Annotated in this window: 20 protein-coding genes and 1 pseudogene; 8 read left to right on the top strand and 13 right to left on the bottom strand. The window is 60.2% G+C overall.

Going from position 1 to position 20,549, the window contains the following annotated elements; genetic code table 11:
- Window positions 1-7 precede the first annotated feature (7 nt).
- From HU727_RS10290 to HU727_RS10265, 6 genes are read left to right on the top strand one after another with little or no spacing between them, the layout of a single operon-like run.
- On the top strand, window positions 8-2,458 hold the full coding sequence (locus HU727_RS10290) for an alpha/beta fold hydrolase (protein ID WP_186531048.1): 2,451 nt from the start codon (window positions 8-10) through the stop codon (window positions 2,456-2,458).
- On the top strand, window positions 2,455-2,964 hold the full coding sequence (locus HU727_RS10285) for a hypothetical protein (RefSeq protein WP_186531046.1): 510 nt from the start codon (window positions 2,455-2,457) through the stop codon (window positions 2,962-2,964). The genes HU727_RS10290 and HU727_RS10285 overlap by 4 nt, the downstream gene beginning before the upstream one ends.
- 35 nt (window positions 2,965-2,999) lie before the next feature.
- A complete protein-coding gene (locus tag HU727_RS10280) occupies window positions 3,000-3,506 on the top strand; it encodes a hypothetical protein (protein ID WP_186531044.1) in 507 nt (168 codons plus the stop codon).
- A 4-nt stretch (window positions 3,507-3,510) separates the two neighbouring features.
- Window positions 3,511-4,383, top strand: a complete 873-nt coding sequence (locus HU727_RS10275) for a tetratricopeptide repeat protein (RefSeq protein WP_186531042.1) — start codon at window positions 3,511-3,513, stop codon at window positions 4,381-4,383.
- Between the two features lie 2 nt (window positions 4,384-4,385).
- Entirely contained in the window at window positions 4,386-5,144 is a 759-nt protein-coding gene (locus HU727_RS10270; protein WP_186531495.1) for a lysozyme inhibitor LprI family protein, read from the top strand.
- Window positions 5,145-5,195: 51 nt separating this feature from the next.
- On the top strand, window positions 5,196-5,531 hold the full coding sequence (locus HU727_RS10265) for a hypothetical protein (RefSeq protein WP_367616994.1): 336 nt from the start codon (window positions 5,196-5,198) through the stop codon (window positions 5,529-5,531).
- Between the two features lie 154 nt (window positions 5,532-5,685).
- On the opposite strand, the pseudogene HU727_RS10260 reads toward HU727_RS10265, so the two are convergent.
- Window positions 5,686-6,047, bottom strand: a pseudogene (locus tag HU727_RS10260) (DUF6124 family protein).
- A 368-nt stretch (window positions 6,048-6,415) separates the two neighbouring features.
- On the opposite strand from HU727_RS10260, the gene HU727_RS10255 reads away from it, so the two are divergent.
- The gene (locus HU727_RS10255) at window positions 6,416-6,799 is read left to right on the top strand and encodes a helicase (RefSeq protein WP_039757355.1); all 384 of its coding nucleotides are present in this window, start codon (window positions 6,416-6,418) and stop codon (window positions 6,797-6,799) included.
- 175 nt (window positions 6,800-6,974) lie between these two features.
- Here the strand turns inward: HU727_RS10255 and HU727_RS10250 are convergent, their stop codons facing one another.
- From HU727_RS10250 to exbB, 6 genes are all read right to left on the bottom strand, one after another.
- Entirely contained in the window at window positions 6,975-8,375 is a 1,401-nt protein-coding gene (locus tag HU727_RS10250; protein ID WP_186531040.1) for an aminoacyl-tRNA deacylase and HDOD domain-containing protein, read from the bottom strand.
- Window positions 8,376-8,454: 79 nt separating this feature from the next.
- Window positions 8,455-10,530, bottom strand: coding sequence for an ATP-dependent DNA helicase RecG (recG, locus tag HU727_RS10245; protein WP_186531038.1), 2,076 nt, complete (start codon window positions 10,528-10,530; stop codon window positions 8,455-8,457).
- Window positions 10,531-10,539: 9 nt separating this feature from the next.
- Complete coding sequence (locus HU727_RS10240; protein ID WP_186531036.1) at window positions 10,540-11,469, bottom strand: hydrogen peroxide-inducible genes activator; 930 nt, start codon at window positions 11,467-11,469, stop codon at window positions 10,540-10,542.
- Between the two features lie 276 nt (window positions 11,470-11,745).
- Window positions 11,746-12,492 carry an energy transducer TonB family protein gene (locus HU727_RS10235; RefSeq protein ID WP_186531034.1) on the bottom strand — a complete coding sequence of 249 codons (747 nt, stop codon included), beginning with the start codon at window positions 12,490-12,492 and terminating at the stop codon, window positions 11,746-11,748.
- Window positions 12,489-12,917, bottom strand: coding sequence for a TonB system transport protein ExbD (gene exbD / locus HU727_RS10230; RefSeq protein ID WP_186531033.1), 429 nt, complete (start codon window positions 12,915-12,917; stop codon window positions 12,489-12,491). Before exbD ends, HU727_RS10235 begins: the two co-directional genes overlap by 4 nt.
- 6 nt (window positions 12,918-12,923) lie before the next feature.
- On the bottom strand, window positions 12,924-13,877 hold the full coding sequence (gene exbB, locus HU727_RS10225; protein WP_186531031.1) for a tonB-system energizer ExbB: 954 nt from the start codon (window positions 13,875-13,877) through the stop codon (window positions 12,924-12,926).
- 188 nt (window positions 13,878-14,065) lie between these two features.
- Here exbB and HU727_RS10220 point away from each other — a divergent pair, with 188 nt between their 5' ends.
- Window positions 14,066-14,920, top strand: a complete 855-nt coding sequence (locus HU727_RS10220) for an SDR family oxidoreductase (protein WP_186531029.1) — start codon at window positions 14,066-14,068, stop codon at window positions 14,918-14,920.
- 84 nt (window positions 14,921-15,004) lie between these two features.
- Here HU727_RS10220 and HU727_RS10215 read toward each other — a convergent pair whose 3' ends face one another.
- The 6 genes from HU727_RS10215 to HU727_RS10190 all read right to left on the bottom strand — a co-directional run bounded on the left by HU727_RS10215 (window position 15,005) and on the right by HU727_RS10190 (window position 20,308).
- Entirely contained in the window at window positions 15,005-15,745 is a 741-nt protein-coding gene (locus HU727_RS10215; RefSeq protein ID WP_186531027.1) for a putative periplasmic lipoprotein, read from the bottom strand.
- Between the two features lie 67 nt (window positions 15,746-15,812).
- On the bottom strand, window positions 15,813-16,193 hold the full coding sequence (locus HU727_RS10210; protein ID WP_014340863.1) for a RidA family protein: 381 nt from the start codon (window positions 16,191-16,193) through the stop codon (window positions 15,813-15,815).
- A gap of 24 nt (window positions 16,194-16,217) precedes the next feature.
- A complete protein-coding gene (gene spoT / locus HU727_RS10205) occupies window positions 16,218-18,323 on the bottom strand; it encodes a bifunctional GTP diphosphokinase/guanosine-3',5'-bis pyrophosphate 3'-pyrophosphohydrolase (RefSeq protein WP_007920338.1) in 2,106 nt (701 codons plus the stop codon).
- Window positions 18,324-18,380: 57 nt separating this feature from the next.
- On the bottom strand, window positions 18,381-18,644 hold the full coding sequence (rpoZ, locus tag HU727_RS10200) for a DNA-directed RNA polymerase subunit omega (RefSeq protein ID WP_003177259.1): 264 nt from the start codon (window positions 18,642-18,644) through the stop codon (window positions 18,381-18,383).
- A 167-nt stretch (window positions 18,645-18,811) separates the two neighbouring features.
- Window positions 18,812-19,432, bottom strand: a complete 621-nt coding sequence (gene gmk / locus HU727_RS10195) for a guanylate kinase (protein WP_186531025.1) — start codon at window positions 19,430-19,432, stop codon at window positions 18,812-18,814.
- 12 nt (window positions 19,433-19,444) lie between these two features.
- Complete coding sequence (locus tag HU727_RS10190; protein ID WP_186531023.1) at window positions 19,445-20,308, bottom strand: YicC/YloC family endoribonuclease; 864 nt, start codon at window positions 20,306-20,308, stop codon at window positions 19,445-19,447.
- Window positions 20,309-20,549 lie beyond the last annotated feature (241 nt).

Here is a 20,549-nt window from a genome sequence, read left to right as displayed (position 1 = left end):
ATCGCTCATGAGCAAGCCCTTGATGTACCTGCTGGCCGGCAACGGCAGCACTGCCGATTGGTGGGATGACGCGCTGCCGCACTTCAAGCGTTACGACGTGGTGCCGCTGGAATTGCCGGGCTTCGGCGCCAATCCACAGCCGCCCTGTGAGGATCTTGCCGACTACGCGCAAACCTTGCTGGCGATGACGAAGCAGGGCAGCGCGATCATGGCGGTCGGGGTCAACGCCTTGCTGGTGCTGCATGCGTTGCAACGTCGGCCGGGGCATTTTTCGCGCAGTGTTCTGTTGGCGCCGGTCGGGGCATTTTTGTGGCAGCGTCGATTGCCGGCGTTGATGTCGCCGCTGCCGATCCGCAAGACCATTCACTGGCTGCTGTCGAACAAACCCACGCTGTTCGCCCGCAAGTTTTCCAACCAGACCTGGACGCCCGCGCAGTACCAGCGCATGGGCGCCGGCTATGCGCGCTGTCGTGCGTTTGTGCCGCACTGGGATCTGATTCGCGCCGACACCGCGTTGCCGCTGCTGGAGTGGATCACCGATCCGGTCGAGCTGGTCTGGGGCGATCAGGACAACGTGCTGGGCATCGAACAAGCGGCGGCGTGGTCGGCGACTCTCGCCCGCGCTGATCTGACCATCAGCCTGAAACCCGGTTGGGGTCACTATCCGTGGATCGACGCGCCCGCGCAGTTCGCGCAGTGGCTGGAGTCGGGCGAGCGCGGGTTTGTCGCGCACACCAAGGGTGGTCGTTTGCGTCTGGCCGAACTGGCGCGGCAAGCGGTGCCAGCGGCGCTGACGCTCAACGATTGCAACGATCCGCGCCTGCCGGCATTTCTCGCCGCCCAACCTGATGTGACCTGGGCGGTGCGCTCCTCCAGTTATGGCGAAGATCAGGCCGACTCGGCCAACGCCGGGTTGAGCACGACCTATCTGCGCGAGCCGTCCGCCAATGTGCCGAAACGCATTGCCGAACTGACGGCCGAAGGCGTCGAGGAAGTGGTGGTGCAGCGCTTCATTACGCCCGTAGTTTCCGGGATCGCGTTTGTGCGGCATTTGTCGGTAGAACTGGAATGGGTTGAAGGCCATCTCGAATCGCTGGCTGATGGTCACGTCAGCCCCTCGCGCGCGACACTTTCGCGACTCGGCGATGCCTGGCGAAGTGGCACGTTCACGCCGTCCCACGGCTTGACCGAAGACCTGCTCTGGCGCTTCTTGCAAGACGTACTGCGTGTATTCCACTACGTACCAGGCGACGTCGAATGGGCCTGGGACGGCGCGCAACTGTGGCTGCTGCAATACCGGCCGATCAGCGATTACGGATGGCGTCGGCACCTGACCGCCGCCAACATCGCCGAGATCCTGCCGCCGCAACCGAGCGTCTTCGTTGAGTACGCCCAGCGCCGGGCAGCGTCGAGTATTCCGGCGATCATGGCGCGCTGGGATGCGCGGGTGTTGCAGGACAACGAGCCATTCACCGCCGTGTTCGACGGCGCTTCGTACATCAACAATGACCTGTTCCTCGCCCGACTCGCCGACTGGGGTATCAGCGCCAGCAACTATGCCGGTGAAGTCGGCGGCGCGACCCCGCATCTGCCGTGGCAACCGCTGAAGATGCTGCGTTCGTTACCGCTGTTTTTGCGCATGCAACGCAAGGCTCGCGGCCATTTGCTGAATCTGGAAAGTGGCTTGAAGCGCTTCGATCGGGAACTGGCCGAACTCGTCGCCCAGAGTGCCGATGGCCAACAACTTGCGGACTGGTTCACCCGGTTTTACATGTTCGTGGTGCAAGGCAATCTGTGCATCGCCACGGCGCTGGCCAGTAGTGGCGGTGATTGGCTGGGCCGCCCGCCGACCGCTTACGACAATCTTGAAAACAGTCCGCATCGATTGCCGTGGGAGACCGATCCGGCCACCCCTAGACCCGCGTCGAGTGAGCTGCCATTACAACCATTCCCGCAATGGTCAGGGCTGATCCGCCTGGCCCATTCGACCGGCCTGCCGGGCCTGCGTGGTTACTACCTGCAAGTGCGCGAGTGGTATCGCGACAACCTGATGCGCATCTTCTTCCGTCTGCACCACGCTATGCCGCTGGCGGATCGCGAGCACTGGTTTGCGCCGCATCCGGATGTGCGCACCCGAGACGGCAGCTTCTGGCAGGACGGTCGCGAAAGTGCGGAGCAGGCCACCGGGTTCATGATTTATCCGGGGCAAGTGCAAGGCATCCTCGGCGCCGACATCCTGCTCGAAGACACCCTTGATCCGGGGCGGCATGCGCACTATCAAGCGGCGCGGGCGGTGATTGCGCGGATGGGTGGGCGCTTGTCGCATGGCTCGACGTTGTTGCGGGAATTGCGCAAGCCGTCGGCGGTGATGCCGCAGGTGGATCCGGCGTGGGTGGGGTGTGAGGTGTTGTATCGGGATGGGGATTTGGAATTGATCAATTCGAAGGATGCGAAGTGAAACGATTGCTGGTGTTATGTGTGAGCTGGTTGCCGATAGCGGTTATGGCGGCAGATGTTTGCAATCAGGAAGCTGACTCAAAATATTTCTTATCGCAATGGTCGCAGAGCAGTGAACATCCGGAAGACATACTTTCCAGTCTCGATGGAAAAGAGTTTTCTATCGATCCGGGCCACGTGGTTTTTCGCGGCGATCTAAATGGCGATGGCATCGAAGACTTCATCTTCAATTCCCGCGTCGGCATTGGCTCCTCAATGGATAGCACATTCGCTTTCCTGATCCAGTGCCGTGGTTATTTGAGGTATTCGGGCGGCGATTACTTCGCCGGCGTCAAGGTTCTGGACGGTCCACCCAAGGGGGGAGGTGAGTTCAAGGACATCGAGATCTACTCCTACATCAGGGACAAGCGCGGGCGGATTCGCTACAAGGGTGAAAAGGCCATGACCCGGCCACATCTGTGGCAATTCAACCCGCAGACAGCGCGTTATGAAGGGCAGTCTGAGTAAGCCGACGGTCCCCACTGCATTTACGGAGTTACTACGTGAAAGGATTTTCAGTTCTTCTCGGCAGCTTGATATTGGCTGCCGCATCCCTGGCATTCGCTGCCAATCCTGCCTTCAAGGATTACACCGTTACGCCAGTTTTCACCGGCCCCAATCACAAGCTGGTACCGCAAGAAAACAGCAGCCCATTGATGGATCAGGCACGGGTGCGAGCCCTGAAAGGCAAGGTCAACTTCGCCGGCCATTACATCCTGCACAGGCTCGGCTGTGGCGGCAGCGCCATTTGCGGCGAAGTGCTGGACGCTCAGACCGGTGAAGTGGTTGGCGGTCTGCCGAATGCTTACGACGGCAGCACCTTCGGCATGGCCTATCAGCCCGACAGCCGCATGATCATCGTGTCCGGCATCACGCTCGACGGCGAAGAAGATGCCCAAGGGAATGCTTTGGAAAGTGGTAACCGGGACCGTTTCTACGAGTTTGTGAACAATGAATTTCGACTGCTGAGCATGACCGACGTTGAATCGTCGCCGATGGATGAGGAGTGAGTAGATGAATAGTCTTCTCGCGGGCAGCCTTTCGCTGCTGCTCTCTCTGCCAGCTTTCGCCGCGCCTTCGGACGCTTTTACCCAGCGCGATCTGGCCCCGCCGATAGTCGGCGTCAACGGACACACCGTGAAGTTTAGAGCAACAAAATGGACGATGCCCGGTGTGGATTCGGCGACCGCATGGTTCACCGCCAACGGCAAAACTTTCCCGCTCTTCAGTGTCGATGTTGGCGCAGATGGACACCCGGACTGGCTCAGTCCTGACAAGAAAACCTTGTTACTCGACCCAGTGATCTTCGGCATGTTGTCGCTCGAAAATGGCGAAGAAAAACTTGAATCGCAACAGCATTGCGTTGTGATCTCCATGGGAACCGGTTGCGTGCTGGCTGATCGTTGGGCGACTTTTTGTGTCGGTCAGTGGAAGGGCAATCAATGGGTTTCCGAAGACGGCGATGTGCTCACTCCCACCCTAGAGACGACGTCCCCAAAGGACTTGCTGAAATATGCCTCAAGTATCGAGCCGGCACAGTCCCGCGCAGAGTCCATCGAATCGAGCCTGAACTTTCTAAGTCCAGAGTCCTACATGGCGTGCCATCCCCCGGCGCAAAATGTTCGGGTCTACAACGACCTCGGTTTTTTTCTGGCCGAGGGCGGTAACGATGAGCTGGCGCTGAAGTTTTATCGCGGCGTTGAGGCTGTTGGTAAACGCACGGTACTGATGTTGAACATTGCCGACTCGCTCTGGCGCCTTGATCGCAAAGATGAAGCGCAGCGCTATTACAGCCAGTACCGCGACGCGATGAGCGCCGACGGCAAGACGCAGAAAATACCTCAACGTGTCGTTGAGCGATCCGCCATTCAGGGAATGAAAAATTGAATATGTTTGCGCGTTTTATCGCGTTGTCCTTTGGATGCCTGTTTGCCTCTTTTGCGATGGCCGAAGACGACTGCAAAGAAATCACCGTGAGCGCCCAGGTCGATCGGTGTGTCGAGGCGGCCCGCAAGGAAGCCGACACGCAACTCAATGCCAGCTACAAGATGCTGCTTGGACGGTTTGAGGCTCAACAACGGCGCGACCCTGAGCAGGGTAAGGCGCTGGTCGCCATGGCCAGAGAATCCCAGCGCGCCTGGATCAAGCTACGCGACACCACATGCCCGCTTGAAGCCACGGAAATCGAGCCTGGGGTGGCAGCGCATGTCACGACGATCAACAACTGCTTGGCCAGAATGGGTCTAGAGCGTGCGGCTTATCTGGACACGATCGTCGCTGATGAGCCGGGTAATGTGGTCGATCTCAACAAGGTGTACCTCTCCGGCTCCCAGCGCTTCGGCGATGTCGTGGCACGTTATGTCAGCACCTTTGGCAGCCCATGCCTGACGGTCCAGATACTGGCGCCCTACGGCGGTTGGAGAGTGTTGTCCTCTAAGCGGTTCTGTAGTTTCGAGGGCAAGGCATTTTGGACGGACTATGCCGATGCCGGGTTTGAGGATCATGCGTTTGCCGATGATGGATTGCACGTGACGCTCAGTTTGACGGAGCTTCGTGGGCTCGGCGAGAAGCGCCTTGCCTGTGTGGTTCCGATTCAGAGTGAGCAAATCAAAGAGCTGAAGTGCGGCGCGCTTGAGCCTGGGGCATAACAGGCCAGAGTAATTTGCTGATACCCCTGAAACCGCAAAGGAATGTTCGGTTTGAAATTTTCGTGTGCATTATTTTCTGCGTTGCTCGTTTTCGTTCCTCTGGCTGCTCATAGCGAGGTCACGACCGAGGTTTTTTGCTTCCGCTCCTACGAAGGCAAACCCATAAATTTTGAATTCAGAACCTATTACGACTCTGTCGCCAAATGGAGCGGTGCTGGCGTCAAATACAGCAAGTCAAAAAAGGCTATTGGGCTGGTTCATCGCAGTACTGAACAAGAAGAACTTGTGTATGGCCGGCCCTACCAGTACACGACAACTTGGGTTGAAGTAGTTGATGGCGCACTGACAGGTGAGTATCAGATGGTCACTCAGGGTGGCCGGGTTTGATGCGATGTCGTATACGAATTACAAATCCGCAAAGAAGTATTCGTTTGAAAACGATTACAACGTGGATTCGAAACCTGAAACAGGTTGCCAGTGGTGAAGCTGGAAATATTCAGAAAGGGGACTTAACGTCCCCTTTTTTCATCCGCAAATCTCGCTACGACTTGGCCGCCACGCTTCGCACTTCAATCTGGTCGAGCGTCCCTTCCACCATCAGCCGCACACCGTCCGCCATTCTGCTCAGGGCAAGGGCTACCGAACGGCGTGAGCCATCGACGTTGTCCGCGAGATCCGCAGCGATGGTGCTGATGGACAGCAGGTCTTCCGAGGCGTTGGCCAGAAGGGCTTCGGCGTCGATGTCCGGGTTCAGGGTAAACAGGCCTCCGCGACGTGGGGCCGTAGGGTGGTGGGATTTGCCGAAGTGGTATCGAGGGCGCGTTCGGCGGCTTCGTGTAGCTTTCTCGAATCGAAGGATTCGTAGGGGGACGTGGCCTCGGTGCAGGTTGTCGAATTTGTCATCGGTGTAAATCCCGTGGAGTAAGAAATAATTGCTCCCGAATTCGGACTTGCACATCCGGTCACCGAATTTGCGATGACGCAGAAAGCCTATCGATGATGCTTCAGCTCGCCTAGTTCACGTACCACCCCGCAGTTCGCAGGAAATTTCCCATAGATTTGCGGGGCGGAAGATCAAAAGATCGCAGGCTTCGCCAGCTCCTACCGGGATGTGTTTTAACAGGTGTAGGACGTTGCTTGCAGAATTGTGACCCGGCAGTCATCGTGCGCGAACTTGTCTGCATCCTCTTCCAACGGAGCTGGATACTGGCGTTATCGTCCGAATCCCTTACACTGCCCCGGCCGTTCATTTTCCTTTTGAGGCTGTGCGCATGAAATTTCGTTTTCTTCTGTGGATGATGGGTTTGTTGATGGGTAAGGCCAGCCGGACAAATCCTGCGTTCCAGCAGCAGTTGGGTGACAAGGATCTGGTGTTTCAGCTGCAGACGCTGGATGGGAAAGTGGCGCGGCATTTTGTAGTGAAGGATCAGCGCATCACCAGCAAATCCGGCGTGGTGGCGGAGCCGGCGTTTGCGATTGCGTTTAAAGATGCGGGTTATGGCTTTGCGACGATGCAAGCTAAGAACAAGCAGTTGGCGTTTATGCAGGGGATTCAGGACAAGTCGATCCAGCTCAAGGGCAACCCGGCGCTGGTGATGTGGTTTCAGGGGTTGATGAAGTATCTGAAGCCGAGGAAGGCCAAGCCTAAGGCTTGAGACTGCGGTGGGGCGGTGACGCGGAGCGTCACGGGATGCATTCCCACGCAGAGCGTGGGAACGATCAATCAAGGCTTGATCAGGTGTGGTCAGGTTGATTGGGTTGGATTTTTCGCGAGCAGGCTCGCTCCCACAGGGGATTCGTGTAAATCCTTGGGAGCGGGCCTGTTTTGTTTCAGCCCTGGCTGAACTGCGAGGCCAGTTCGCGCAGCAGGACTTCGGCTTCGAGGACTTTGCTGACGACGTCGTTGGCTTTTTCGCGACTCAAGCCGACGCGTTCGAGCAGGGCGTCAGGGATGTCTTCATCCGGCCCGGAGCCAATCCCGCGACTGCGCAACAGGCGCACGGCCAGGCAGACGAGGTTCGGGTATTCAGCGTAGGCGCCGTCGTAGCTTGGGTCGTGCTGAAAGCGCAGGGCGGTTGCCAGTTCGTCCGGCATGTCCCAGTAGCGCATCAGCCACGAGCCGATCTGTTCGCGGCTGATGCCCAGCAGGTGTTGCTCGATGTAGCTGTGACACAGGTGCGGGTTGACCTCCAGGTGGCGGCAGATCAGCGAGAAGTGCGGCGGGAACACATGCGCCAGCAGCAAGTAACCGAAGTTGTGCAGCAGACCGGCCAGATAGGTCAGGCCTGCTTCCGGACGCTGGGCGCGCGGCATGGCGCGGGTCAGGCCTTCGATGACGGCGGCGGTGTAGATCGACTGCTGCCAGTACGGCGTGGTGTGTTGCGGATGATCTTTCGGCAGGCTCAGGGTCTTGCCGAGGGCCAGGCCCAGCGCCAGGTTGATGACCAGGTCGAAGCCGAGCACGCGGACGATCGCGTCTTCCACCGACCGAATCTTGCCCGGCGAGGCGTAGTACGGCGACGCTGCCCAGCTCACCACTTGTGCGGCCAACGCAGGGTCTGTTTCGACCACGCCGGTGATGTCGTCGATGGTGGCGTTCGGATCAACGCGCAGCTTGATGATTTTCTGGGCGGTTTCGGCCAGCGGTGGGATTTCGATCGTTGCTTCCAGACGCTGCTGAATACGCCGCGCGGTGAACGCCTGCACGGCCTGGGTGATTTCCTCGCGGTCATCGTCCGGGCGGTCGAGGTTCGGGCGGATGCTGCTCAGGGCTTCGCCGAAGTTGGCGGCGCTGGCCTTGGTCAGCATGGACTTGAAGTGTTCGCTGGAGATTTCCAGCAGCACGCCCGGTTCGCCGGAGTTGATCAGCAGCTTCGGCTCGCGCAGCAGGCTTTCTTCGTACAGGCACGGCGAGCTGGTCAGCGCCGGCAGGCCTGGCAACAGGCTCAGGCTGTGTTTGCCGAGCATCTTTTCCAGGCGCTCGGTCGAGACGGCGGTCAGCCGACGGCCGGTCAGTTCGGCGAGGCGATTGAGATCCAGCAACTGGCTCTGGGGAAACAGCACCATCAGCGCACCGACAGCGTCGTCCAGCAACACAGCCTGCACCTTGCGCGAAGGATTGAGGCCGTGGTGGTCGATGACTTCTTCGTAGGCAACGCCCAGCTTGTTGAGCAGCAGCCGAATAACAGACGGAGCCTGCGGAGATTCGGGGACGAGGGCAGCTTCGGTCATGGTCTGGATCCGTTTTTGAAACAATGGCAGGAGTATAACCAGCTTGCCGGGAAGGTTCTGTCAGAAACTGCGACCGTGCTCACACTTGGCCGTATTGCTGCCCATGGCGCAGCCAGCGGTCGAGCAGCGGGCTAACGTGGGTCGGCCAGCGTTCGAGCAAGGCTTGCGCGGCGTCGCGCACGGCGGGCAACAAATCGGCGTCGCGCATCAGGTCGGCGACCTTGAACTGCAGCAGGCCGGTCTGGCGCGTACCGAGCATTTCCCCGGGGCCACGCAGTTCGAGGTCTTTCTCGGCGATGACGAAACCGTCATTGGTCTCGCGCATGATCCCCAGGCGCTGGCGACCGATCTGCGACAGCGGGGGATGATAGAGCAGCACGCAATGGCTCGCCGCGCTGCCCCGGCCAACGCGACCGCGCAACTGGTGCAGTTGCGCGAGGCCCAGGCGTTCGGGGTTTTCGATGATCATCAGGCTGGCATTGGGCACGTCTACGCCGACTTCGATCACCGTCGTGGCAACCAGCAGTTGCAGGTTGCCGGCCTTGAATTCGGCCATCACGGCGGCTTTCTCGACAGGTTTCATGCGTCCGTGAATCAGCCCGACCTTCAATTCGCCGAGAGCAGCGGTGAGGTCTTCGAACGTGGTTTCGGCGGCCTGGCAGGTCAGCTCTTCGGACTCTTCGATCAGCGTGCATACCCAATAGGCCTGGCGACCCTCGGCGCAGGCACCGCGCACCCGTTCGATGACTTCGACGCGGCGCGTGTCGGTGACCAGCACGGTGTTGACCGGCGTTCGCCCGGGCGGCAGTTCGTCGAGGATCGAGGTGTCGAGGTCGGCGTAGGCGCTCATTGCCAGCGTTCGTGGAATCGGCGTGGCGGTCATGATCAGTTGGTGCGGGCACATGCGCCCGCCGACGCCTTTCTGCCGCAGCGCCAAACGCTGCTGCACGCCGAAGCGGTGTTGTTCGTCGATGATCACCAGCGCGAGATTCTTGAATTGCACTTCATCCTGAAACAGCGCATGCGTGCCGACCACCATTGGCGTGCCGCTGGCGATCTGTTCCAGGGCGGCGACGCGGTTTTTGCCCTTGAGCTTGCCGGCCAGCCACGCGACCTCGATGCCCAGCGGTTCGAGCCAGCGCTTGAAGGTGATGAAGTGCTGTTCAGCGAGGATCTCGGTCGGCGCCATCAGCGCGACCTGGTAACCGGCCTCCAGCGCTTGCAGTGCCGCGAGGGCAGCGACCACGGTTTTACCCGCGCCGACGTCGCCCTGAATCAGCCGCAACATCGGTTCATGCTGGCTGAGGTCGTAGGCGATTTCGTTGCCGACTCGCTGCTGAGCGCCGGTGGGCTTGAATCCGAGGTTTTGCAGGTATTTGGGCGGCAGCTTCGTGGCTTTCGGCATCGCCGGCGCGCGCAGCGAACGCATACTCTCGCGCAGGCGCTGCTGCGACAGTTGATGCGTGAGCAGTTCTTCGAAAGCGAGGCGATGCTGTGCCCAATGATGTCCGAGGGCGAGTTCGTCAACGTCGGCGTCGGCGGGCGGGTTGTGCAGATAGCGGATCGCATCGGCCAGCGGCGCCAGTTGATAATCGCGGGCCAGCTCGGTCGGCAGCCAGTCGGGCAAGGTCGAGGGCTTGAGCAGGGTCAGCGTCTGCATGCATAACTGGCGTAGACGTTGTTGGGTCAGGCCTTCGGTAAGCGGATAGACCGGGGTCAGGGTTTCATCCACTGGCGGCGGTTCGTCGCCAGTAATCGCGCGATATTCCGGGTGGTAGATTTCCAGGCCTGACGCGCCGGGCCGGGCTTCGCCGTAGCAACGAACCCGCGTGCCACGCTTGAGGCCTTCTTTTTGCGCGTTGCTGAAATGGTAGAAACGCAGGCTGAGTCCGCCGGTGCCGTCCTGCAAGCGCACGACCAGACTGCGACGGCGGCCCATGACCACGTCGGCGCCGCTGACGGTGCCCTCGACCACGGCGTCCTGTCCCGGCCGCAACGCGCCAATCGGCACCACGCGGGTGCGATCCTGATAACGCAGCGGCAGATGAAACAGCACGTCCTGGAGGTTTTCCAGGCCGACCTTGGCCAGTTTCTCGGCCATGGCTTCCCCGACACCCTTGAGTGCCGTCACCGACACTTGCGACAGCTCCGTCATGACGCTCGTTTAACCAGCTGCAACCGGCGCGGCAGGCTTGGCCACCGAGCACAGGCGAATGGAGTCGGCGAGAATCTCGATGGCTTTGGGCCGCGGAAAACTGGCGCGCCAGGCAATGGCCACGGTGCGGAACGGCACCGGCGGCGTCAGCGGACGCACTTCTATAACGCCCGGGGCGTAGTGATGGCTGTCGACCGCCGAGAGCGGCAAGATCGAGATGCCCAGACCGGAGGCGACCATGTGACGGATAGTTTCCAGCGAGCTGGATTCGACCGTGGTGTGCTTGGCGCCGTCGTTGCCTTTGGCCAAAGTCGGGCAGGCTTCGAGGACTTGATCGCGGAAGCAGTGACCTTCGCCGAGCAACAGCAGGCTCTTGTCGTTGAGCAGGCCGGCGTCGATGGTTTCTTTCTGGGTCCACGGATGCGTTGCCGGCATCAGTACGTAGAACGGCTCGTCATACAGCGGCAGTGTCAGTACGTCGGCTTCGTTGAACGGCAGGGCAATGATGATCGCGTCGAGTTCGCCGTTGCGCAGTTTGTCGCGCAGTACGTGGGTGAAGTTTTCTTCGATGTACAACGGCATCTGCGGGGCGACCCGGTGCAGTTGTGGAATCAAATGCGGGAACAGATACGGGCCAACGGTGTAAATCGCGCCGACTTTCAGCGGAGCGGTCAGCTGATTCTTGCCAGCCTGGGCGAGTTCGCGGATGCCCTGGGCCTGCTCAAGCACTTTCTGCGCCTGGGCGACGATGCCTTCGCCGACCGGAGTCAGGCGCACGGCGCTTTTGCTGCGCTCGAAAATCAGCACACCGAGTTCGTCTTCAAGTTTTTTCACGCCCACCGACAGCGTCGGCTGACTGACGTGGCAACGCTCGGCCGCGTGACCGAAATGCTGTTCTTGGGCGAGAGTAACGATGTAGCGTAATTCTGTGAGGGTCATAGCAAGCGTCCATGAAGATGCGCGCCAAGCATACCGGCTGCAATCGATAGACGCACGTTATCAGACTGAGTGCTGAGTGCGACACCGGTCGAGATCGGTTTGCCGCTGGCAGATATGCAAAAGGCACCTTTCGGTGCCTTTTGGCTGGATCTATTGGTTAACACATCTATTGTGGGAGCGAGCTTGCTCGCGAATGCGGTATGTCCGACGAAACTGCTCTGACTGACCTGGCCCCTTCGCGAGCAAGCTCGCTCCCACAGGGTATTGCGGTGCTTCTTAGCGGCGACGTTCGAGCGAATAAACAAACGGCGCAACAATTTCGATCGAGCCGTTGTTCAGCATGTCGGCCGGAGGCTTGGGCAGTGGCTGGGCGCGGCGGATCATTTCCAGGGTCGCCCGGTCCAGATCGGCGTTACCGGAACGGCCCACCAGTTCGAACGACAGTACATTACCTTCGCCATCGACCACGAAGCGAAGGCGGTTCAAGCCTTCCTTGCCCCGCGACTGAGCACTTTGCGGGTACTTTTTGTATTTGGCCAAATGCGCAAGCAGAGTGCCTTGCCAACTGGCCTTGGCAGCCAATTGCGCTGGCGACGGACCTGGAGCAGGTGCGGCGGATTTCTGCGTCGGTGCCTGGGTCGGCTGGGTGTCGGCCGGTTTCTCCTCGGAGGGTTTTTCCTTCGGCGGCTCGGGCTGCTTCTTCTCGACCGGCTTCGGCGGTTTAGGCTTTGGCTTCGGCTTGGGTTTAGGCACCGCGATTTCCGCTTTCGGTGCTTCGGCCAGTTTCGGAATCGGCAACTCTTCAACCGGAGCCGGTGGCTGCGGCGGTGTGACGACTTTCGGCGGAGCCGGCGGTGGCGGGGCAGGCAACGGAGCCAGCTCGACCATCATTGCCTGTGGGGGCAATTCGATGGGCGGGCGGGCGGTCCAGTTCAGCGCCAGCGCGATGGCCAGCGCGTGCACGCCCAGCACCACGGCCAGGCTACCGCTGTAACGCGTCAGCTTATGGCGCGTCGTGATCATTTCTTGACTGCCGTCTCAAGTCCGACCAGACCGACCTTCAGGTAACCGGCGGCGCGCAGGCTATCCATCACGCTCATCAGGTCGCCGTAGTCCACGCCTTTATCGGCCTGGAAGAAGATGGTGGTGTCTTTCTTGCCCTGGGTCTTGGCGTCGAGGGTGGCGCCGAGTGCTTCGGCTTTCACTTCGTCGTCGCCGAGGAACAGGCGCTGATCAGCTTTAACGCTGAGGAACACCGGTTTCTCTGGACGTGGCGCCGGTTTGGCGGTTGACGCCGGCAGGTCCACTTTGATGTCCACAGTGGCCAGCGGGGCGGCCACCATGAAGATGATCAACAGCACCAGCATCACGTCGATGAACGGCGTGACGTTGATTTCGTGGTTCTCGGCCAGATCGTCGTCTGCGCCTTCTTTCAAATGCAGGCCCATGGCCGATTACCCCACTTTAACCATGTGCGGCTGCGAGCTGCGCTCAGGCTGGTGGTCGAGGTCGCGGCTGACCAGCAGCAGGACTTCTGCCGAGGCATCGGAAACCTGCGCCTTGTAACCGGCGATCGAGCGAGCGAAGACGTTGTAGATCACCACCGCCGGGATCGCTGCAACCAGACCCAATGCAGTGGCCAACAGCGCTTCAGCAATACCCGGTGCCACAACGGCAAGGTTGGTGGTCTGGGTTTTGGCGATGCCGATGAAGGAGTTCATGATGCCCCACACGGTACCGAACAGACCCACGAAAGGCGCAGTCGAACCGATGGTGGCGAGCACGCCGGTGCCGCTGCTCATGTTGCGGCCGCAGGCAGCGACGAGGCGCTCGAGGCGGAAGCTGACGCGTTCCTTGATGCCTTCTTTCTCGCGGCTGTTGACCGACAGGCGCATTTCTTCAAGTGCATCGTGCACCAGCAGGTTGGCCAGAGTGCCTTCCTTGCCTGCGGTGGCGCTGGCTTCTTTAAGGGTGGTGGCTTTCTTCAATGCGGCGATTTCACCACGCAGACGACGCTTGGCACCCATCAGCTCGAAGCCTTTGGCGATCCAGATGGTCCAGGTGATGATCGAAGCGATGGCCAGGCCGATCATCACGATTTTCACGATGATGTCCGCGTTCTGGTACATGCCCCATGGCGACAGGTCGTGGGCCATGCCCAGGGTGTTGTCGGCTTCAAGGACTTCAGGTGCGTCGGCGGCATCGACAGCCTGCACCGGATCGGCGGCGGCTGGAGCAGCGGGAGCCGCAGCAGGTGCGCTCTGTTCGGTGGCGGCCGGAGTGGCTGGCGCTTGAGCGTCGGCGAACGCGGCAGTGGGTGCCAGCATCAGGCTGAGCAACAGAGCCGCCACAGCGCTCCAGGCGCGAGGTCGTTTGGTTGGCGAAGCGGGAATTTGATTAGGTGTCATGCTGGCCGGACCTGAGATAGAAAAACGTTGTTGCTCTTCCAGGCCTCGTGAGGCCGAGAACAAAAGTGGCGTGCATTATTGCAAGTAATTCTTGTTAACAAAAGTAATACAGTAACTTTTTTTTCGAGATCGCTAGCCGTTCGTCCTGTGCCAGAGCTAGTCTGTGCCTTTCTGATGGGAGTTTTCTGATGTCCGCGCCTTCTGTTTTGATTGCCGGTTGTGGTGATGTCGGCGGTCGACTGGCCACACAATTGTTGGCCGCTGGCTGGGAAGTCCATGGCTTGCGCCGTAATGTCTCGCGCTTGCCTGAGGGCGTGATCGGTGTGGCCGGCGACCTGTTCAGCGAAGAATGCCCGGCGACCTGGCCGGTGGGCGCTGTGGATTATCTGGTGTATTGCGCTGCGGCCACCGACCACGACGAAGAGGGCTACCGCAAGGCTTATGTCCAGGGTTTGCAGAATGTACTGAGCTGGCTGGACGATTACGGGCAAGTGCCCGAGCGACTGATCTTCGTGTCCAGCAGTAGTGTGTATGGCCAGCAGGACGGGGCGTGGGTCGATGAGACCTCCGAGACTGTCGCCGCCGGTTACTCGGGGCGCTTGATGCTTGAAGCCGAGCAGGTCGCACTCAACGGCGGCATCCCGGCAAGCGTGCTGCGCCTGACCGGTATTTACGGCCCGGGTCGTGAATGGCTGCTGACGCAGGTGCGTCGCGGTTATCGCGTGGCGGTCGATCCGCCGCTGTACGGCAATCGTATCCACGCGGATGATGCGGCGGGCTTGCTGGCGTTCCTGCTGGAGAAGGATCGGGAAGGTGTGAAGCTTGAACAGCTTTACATCGGTGTCGACGATTCACCCGCACCGCTGGCCGAAGTGGTGGGCTGGCTACGTGAATACCTGGGTGTGACCGAATGGGCAGAAGATGCCAGCGTGCGCCGCACCGGCAGCAAGCGGTGTAGCAATGCGCGGGCGAAAGCGTTGGGCTGGACGCCAACCTATCCGACCTACCGTGAAGGCTACGCCGCGATCCTTGAGGGACGCTAAAAGCAAAAGATCGCAGCCTTCGGCAGCTCCATTGGAATGCATTTTCCTGTAGGGGCTGCCGAAGGCTGCGATCTTTTCAACGGGTCACTGCTTCTCCAGCAACCACTTGCGCTCACCCGCGGCAAATTGCGGTTGCTCATCGGCCAGCGCGGCATTTACTGCCTGCAGAATTTCCAGCTCTTTGCCCTTGCGCACAAAGATCCAGTTGTTGCCTTGGCCATTGAGCTGCAGCCACATGCTGTCGTTGCCATTGCTCATCGATGCGCAATCACCCGCAAGACACAGGGCATAACGATCAACGCCCGGCAGGCCGGTCACTTGGCCGTCAGCCTGGAACTGCACGGTGCCGCCTTCACCCTGGCCGCTGGCGATGGTCCAGTTGCCGCCCAGGTATGCCGAGTACAGTGCTCGCTCGAAGCTGGCACCGATCGGCGCGCCTTCCGGGACCGGAATTTGGGCGCGATCAAAAACTTGCTCAGGTTCGTTTTCGCTGGCGGCCTGCTGCAGTTGCTCGCCGTCGCGCTTCAGCTCGCTTGCGGAGCTGCCATAGAAGTCGACTTTCCAGGCGCCGGACTGCTCGCCCAGCAGCCGCCCTTCGACGTTCTCAAAGCCGTTGGTGTAGCGAGCCTGACCCGCCTTGGTGTTGACGTCCCATTCCAGATTCGGGCCGTAAGCCTGCAGCGCTTCGCGCAGAGGGCCGCCCTTGGCGGCGGCATCGATCGCCACCTGATTGATCCAGGTGCCGCTGATGTCACGGTCGGCAGGGTCGCTGGCGCAGCCGCCGAGGAAAATGGCGAGCAGCGAGAGAGCTAGCGCTTTGCGCATGGTGGAATCCTTTCAAAACCTTTACTTGCAGCAGTCGGCGCGGCGTTGGAAGGCCGCGCCGCGCGCATCACTCGATGACCAGAATGGCATCCATTTCAACCTGCGCACCCTTCGGCAGGGCAGCCACGCCGATGGCGGCGCGGGCAGGGTAGGGCTGGTCGAAGTACTTGCCCATGATCTCGTTGACCTTGGCGAAGTGGCTCAGGTCGGTGAGGAAGATGTTCAGTTTGACGATGTCCTTGAACGAACCGCCAGCGGCTTCAGCCACGGCTTTGAGGTTCTCGAACACCTGGACGGTCTGGGCTTCGAAGCCCTCGACCAGTTCCATGGTTTTTGGGTCCAGAGGAATCTGGCCCGACATGTAAACAGTGTTGCCTGCCTTGATCGCCTGGGAATAAGTGCCGATGGCGGCCGGGGCCTTGTCGCTGGTGATGACGGTTTTGGTCATGTAGGACTCCTTGTAATAGGCAGGTTAAGCACGCATGCGGGTGATGCGGATCACCCCGGTCAGGGCGCGCAGCTTCTTGATCACGCGGGCCAGGTGCACACGGTCGTGGACGCTGACCACCAGTTGCACGACGCTGATGCGACCATCGCGTTCGTCCATGCTGATTTTCTCGATATTGCCGTCGGCTGCGTTGACGCTGCTGGCCAGCAGGGCGATCAGGCCGCGCTGGTGTTCCAGTTCGACGCGCAGCTCGACGTTGAATTCGCCGGTAACGTCCTTTGCCCACGAAAGCTGGATGCACTTTTCCGGGTTGTGGCGGATTTCGCTGATGTTGCGGCAGTTGTCCAGGTGCACGACCATGCCTTTGCCCGCCGACAGGTGCCCGACAATCGGGTCGCCCGGGATCGGCGTGCAGCATTTGGCGTAACTGAGCACCAGACCTTCGGTGCCGCGGATCGCCAGCGGGCCTTCAGGGCTCGGCAACTGTTCGCCTTCGCCGAGCAGGCGACGCGCCACGACGTAGGCCATGCGATTGCCCAGGCCGATGTCTTCGAGCAGGTCTTCGATCAGTTCGAGGCGGTATTCGGTGAGCATCGCCTTGACGCGCTCGGCCGGAATTTTTTCCAGCGAACTGTCGAAACCGTTGAGGACCTTGTTCAGCAGGCGTTCGCCGAGGCTGATGGACTCGGAGCGGCGCTGTAGCTTCAGCGCATGACGAATGTGCGTGCGCGCCTTGCCGGTCACCACGAAGTTCAGCCATGCCGGATTCGGCCGTGCACCGGGTGCGCTGACAATCTCGACCGTGGAGCCGCTTTGCAGCGGTTCGGACAGCGGTGCGAGGCGGCGATTGATCCGGCAGGCGATGCAGCTGTTGCCGACGTCGGTGTGTACGGCGTAGGCAAAGTCGACCGCCGTGGAGCCTTTCGGCAGCTCCATGATCCGGCCCTTTGGCGTGAAGACGTAAACCTCGTCCGGAAACAGGTCGATCTTCACGCTTTCGATGAATTCCAGCGAGTTGCCGGCACGTTGCTGCATTTCCAGCACGCCTTTGACCCACTGGCGGGCACGGGCATGCGTGCCTTTCGGCTGTTCGTCACCGCTGGATTTATACAGCCAGTGCGCGGCGATGCCGTTGTTGGCCATCTCTTCCATTTCGCGGGTGCGGATCTGGATTTCGATCGGTACGCCGTGCATGCCGAACAGCGTGGTATGCAGCGACTGATAGCCGTTGGCCTTGGGAATGGCGATGTAATCCTTGAAACGCCCCGGCAACGGTTTGTACAAATTATGTACAGCGCCCAGCACGCGGTAGCAGGTATCGACCTTGTCGACGATGATCCGGAACGCGTAGACGTCCATGATCTCGTTGAAGGCCCGACGCTTGCCGCGCATTTTCTTGTAGATGCCGTAGAGGTGTTTCTGACGACCGCTGACTTCGCCCTGGATGCCGTCGATGGCGAGGCAGTGTCCAAGGGACTCTTCGATCTTGTTGACGATTTCCTTGCGGTTGCCCCGCGCGCGTTTAACGGCCTGGTAGATGCGCGCAGAGCGCATCGGGTGCATGGCCTTGAAGCCGAGGTCTTCGAATTCGATGCGGATCGCATGCATGCCAAGGCGATTGGCGATGGGCGCATAGATTTCGAGGGTTTCCTTGGCGATGCGCCGGCGTTTTTCGCCTGACAGCACTTCCAGCGTGCGCATGTTGTGCAAACGGTCGGCCAGCTTGACCAGGATCACGCGGATGTCGCGTGCCATGGCCATGGCCATTTTCTGGAAGTTTTCAGCCTGGGCTTCGGCCTTGGTCTCGAAGTTCATCTGGGTCAGTTTGCTGACCCCGTCGACCAGTTCGGCCACGGTTTCACCGAACTGCGCCTGCAGCGCTTCTTTGGCAATCCCGGTGTCTTCGATCACGTCATGCAGCATCGCGGCCATCAGGCTCTGATGGTCCATGTGCATGTCGGCAAGAATATTTGCCACGGCAAGAGGATGCGTGACGTACGCCTCGCCGCTGCGACGGCGTTGACCGTCATGGGCTTGTTCGGCGTAGAAGTACGCTCGGCGGACCAGGTTGACCTGGTCGTTGCCGAGGTAGGTCGATAAGCGATCGGCGAGGGCGTCTATGCTCGGCATGATGATTCCTGCCGATTGCTGTGACCCCGCGCCGTGCTACGTCGACCAGGCATAGGCTTAGACGGCCTCGTTCGACTCGTCCTCGAACGCTGCGAACAGCGGTTCGTCTTCGACGATTTCAGCGTTGGCGATGAACTCGTAGCTCATCAGGCCTTCAGCGATTTCACGCAGGGCGACAACGGTCGGCTTGTCATTTTCCCACTGGACCAGTGGCTCTTTGCCGCCGGTGGCCAGTTGACGGGCACGCTTGGTAGAGAGCATGACCAGCTCAAAGCGGTTTTCCACGTGTTCTAGGCAGTCTTCAACGGTTACGCGGGCCATGGTATTCCTCGGAGCGAATGCAATATGCGCGCTGCCCGGTTGGGCGAGCGGACTGAGCAGTTTAAAAAATCACCAGCGATTAGGGAAGCGCTGATTTTTTGACCAAGCCCTTCAACGCGCTGCAAGCACCAATGTAAAGCGCTTGCAGAGGTTTTGGGAAGTGCTGATTAACCGAGAAGTTCGGCCAGCAATTTGCCGAAACGTACCTGCTGACGCTTTTGTTGCAGCTGATTGGTGCGGAAAATCGCCTTCAGATCGTCCAGCGCGTGAGCAAAATCATCGTTGATGATCAGATAGTCGTAGTCGACATAGTGGCTCATCTCGCTCACCGCTTCGCGCATCCGGCCGTCGATGATCTCGTCGCTGTCCTGGCCACGGTTGGTCAGGCGCTGGTGCAAAGCCTGAAGCGACGGCGGCAGGATGAAGATCGAGCGTGCCTGAGGCATCAGCTTGCGTACTTGCTCGGCGCCTTGCCAGTCGATTTCCAGAATCAGGTCGTGACCTTCATCCAGGGTTTGCTGCAGGCGGCTTTGCGAGGTGCCGTAGAAGTTGCCGAAGACTTCGGCGCGTTCAAGGAAGTCACCGTGCTCGCCCATCTTGACGAACTCTTCGCGCGTCACGAAGTGGTAGTTCACGCCGTCCACTTCGCCCGGACGCATGGCGCGGGTGGTGTGCGAGACCGAAACACGGATCTCGGGGTTGGCGTCGGTCAAAGCCTTGACCAGACTGCTCTTGCCCGCGCCCGAGGGTGCGGAAATGATGTACAGGGTGCCGGTGTGCTGGGTCATGTCGGGGTAGCCTTACTCAATATTCTGCACTTGTTCGCGCATCTGCTCGATCAACACTTTGAGGTTGACGGCGGCCTGGGTGCTGCGCGGGTCGAAGGCTTTGGAGCCCAGTGTATTGGCTTCGCGGTTGAGTTCCTGCATCAGGAAGTCCAGGCGTCGCCCGGCGGCACCGCCGGACTGGAGCACTCGGCGAACTTCAATGATGTGGGTGCTCAGACGGTCCAGTTCTTCGGCCACGTCGCTTTTTTGCGCGAGCATGACCATTTCCTGTTCCAGGCGCTGCGGGTCGAGTTCTGCCTTCATGTCGGCGAAGCGATCGAGGACTTTCTGGCGCTGGGTCGCGAGCATCTGCGGGACCAGTTCGCGCAGGGTGACGACGTCCCCTTCGATCGAGGTCAGCCGGTCATTGATCAATCGGGCCAGCTCCGCGCCTTCGCGCTCGCGGCCAGCTTTCAGTTCTTTCAAGCCTTGATTGAACAGCGCCAGTGCTTCGGCGTTCAGTGCTTGCGGGTCGGTGGCGTCGGCCACCAGTACGCCAGGCCAGGCCAGCACTTCCAGCGGGTTCAGCGCGGCCGGATTGCTGATCAGGCCGGCAACCGTTTCAGCGGCGGCAACCAGTTGTGCGGCGCGTTCCCGGTCGACTTGCAGCGGTTTGCCGGTGCTCTCTTCGGTGAAGCGCAGCGTGCACTCCAGTTTGCCTCGCGACAGCCCCTGACGCAGCGCTTCGCGCACGGCGCCTTCAAGGTCGCGGAACGATTCGGGCAAACGCAGGTGCGGCTCCAGATAGCGGCTGTTGACCGAGCGCAGTTCCCAGCTCAGGGTGCCCTGCGCGCCGGCTTTCTCGACGCGGGCGAAGGCGGTCATGCTGTGCACCATGGCGGTGACCTCGCAATGCAGATCGGCGCGAAACGTGCGTTCCGCAGGCGCGATATGAATGAATTTAAGCCGACTGGCAGCAAAGGCGCAGGATTGTAGCGCAGTGCGGCGAATGCGCCCAAACACACGGTGTGACAAAGCGCTGCAGCCCGTCGGTTATGCGTGCTTGAGGGGCTTCGGTCGTCGGGCGACGGTTTTAACCAGTGCCCACTGGCGGTGCAGCGCTCTATAATGCTCGGCA

The sequence above is a fragment of the Pseudomonas khorasanensis genome (assembly GCF_014268505.2).
Taxonomy (GTDB): Bacteria; Pseudomonadota; Gammaproteobacteria; order Pseudomonadales; family Pseudomonadaceae; genus Aquipseudomonas; species Aquipseudomonas khorasanensis.
The sequence above is the reverse complement of the archived record's forward strand: the minus strand, read 5'-3'. Positions and strand labels throughout refer to the sequence as shown.

Bases quoted from the DNA above. Each gene is read 5' to 3' on its own strand.
- HU727_RS10290 (WP_186531048.1), top strand. From the start codon at position 8: ATGAGCAAGCCCTTGATGTACCTGCTGGCCGGCAACGGCAGCACTGCC.
- HU727_RS10275 (WP_186531042.1), top strand. From the start codon at position 3,511: ATGAATAGTCTTCTCGCGGGCAGCCTTTCGCTGCTGCTCTCTCTGCCA.
- HU727_RS10270 (WP_186531495.1), top strand. From the start codon at position 4,386: ATGTTTGCGCGTTTTATCGCGTTGTCCTTTGGATGCCTGTTTGCCTCT.
- HU727_RS10255 (WP_039757355.1), top strand. From the start codon at position 6,416: ATGAAATTTCGTTTTCTTCTGTGGATGATGGGTTTGTTGATGGGTAAG.
- HU727_RS10250 (WP_186531040.1), bottom strand. From the start codon at position 8,375: ATGACCGAAGCTGCCCTCGTCCCCGAATCTCCGCAGGCTCCGTCTGTT.
- recG (WP_186531038.1), bottom strand. From the start codon at position 10,530: ATGACGGAGCTGTCGCAAGTGTCGGTGACGGCACTCAAGGGTGTCGGG.
- HU727_RS10240 (WP_186531036.1), bottom strand. From the start codon at position 11,469: ATGACCCTCACAGAATTACGCTACATCGTTACTCTCGCCCAAGAACAG.
- HU727_RS10235 (WP_186531034.1), bottom strand. From the start codon at position 12,492: ATGATCACGACGCGCCATAAGCTGACGCGTTACAGCGGTAGCCTGGCC.
- exbD (WP_186531033.1), bottom strand. From the start codon at position 12,917: ATGGGCCTGCATTTGAAAGAAGGCGCAGACGACGATCTGGCCGAGAAC.
- exbB (WP_186531031.1), bottom strand. From the start codon at position 13,877: ATGACACCTAATCAAATTCCCGCTTCGCCAACCAAACGACCTCGCGCC.
- HU727_RS10220 (WP_186531029.1), top strand. From the start codon at position 14,066: ATGTCCGCGCCTTCTGTTTTGATTGCCGGTTGTGGTGATGTCGGCGGT.
- HU727_RS10215 (WP_186531027.1), bottom strand. From the start codon at position 15,745: ATGCGCAAAGCGCTAGCTCTCTCGCTGCTCGCCATTTTCCTCGGCGGC.
- HU727_RS10210 (WP_014340863.1), bottom strand. From the start codon at position 16,193: ATGACCAAAACCGTCATCACCAGCGACAAGGCCCCGGCCGCCATCGGC.
- spoT (WP_007920338.1), bottom strand. From the start codon at position 18,323: ATGCCGAGCATAGACGCCCTCGCCGATCGCTTATCGACCTACCTCGGC.
- rpoZ (WP_003177259.1), bottom strand. From the start codon at position 18,644: ATGGCCCGCGTAACCGTTGAAGACTGCCTAGAACACGTGGAAAACCGC.
- gmk (WP_186531025.1), bottom strand. From the start codon at position 19,432: ATGACCCAGCACACCGGCACCCTGTACATCATTTCCGCACCCTCGGGC.
- HU727_RS10190 (WP_186531023.1), bottom strand. From the start codon at position 20,308: ATGGTGCACAGCATGACCGCCTTCGCCCGCGTCGAGAAAGCCGGCGCG.